Genomic DNA, 504 nt, shown 5'->3' with positions numbered 1-504 from the left:
GCTCAGCGGCATCGTTATCCGCACTGCTGGATCGTTTGTTGCGCGCGATACCGCTTTTTGTTTGAAACGCTGATTGCCGCGCAAGCGAGCGGCAGTACCCAAGTGCAGCGACAGCAATGGGTGTGTGATTTTCTCGATGTGGTTGAAGAGCACCGTTTGGATTGGACGGCGATTGAACAAGTGCTTAGCCAAGTAAGCAAAGTCTCGGATCTCAACGCGCTGGATCATCTCGTGCCTCATGCGGCCTGCATTAATTGGCAAAAGGTGGCTGCCGCAGTGGCGTTGACGCGTCGTTTGCGGTGATCTGCTGGGGGCCGGGAACAGGCAAAACCACCACCGTCACGAAATTGTTGGCGGCGCTGATTGAGCAAGCCGGAGCACAAACGCCCACCATTCGTTTGGTGGCACCAACGGGTAAAGCGGCTGCACGTTTGACCGAATCCATCGGTAAAGCGGTGCAATCTTTAGCCGTAGAGCCGAGTTTAAAGGCGTTAATCCCCACAG

General features: G+C 55.4%; 1 pseudogene. It reads left to right on the top strand.

Annotation, left to right across the window (positions count from 1 at the left end):
* Positions 1-504, top strand: a pseudogene (locus tag CIK04_RS27455) (AAA family ATPase); the annotation flags it as partial.

It is taken from the genome of Vibrio sp. 03_296 (assembly GCF_002265885.1).
Note: the sequence above shows the minus strand (reverse complement) of the source record. Positions and strands in the feature narration are given on the sequence as shown.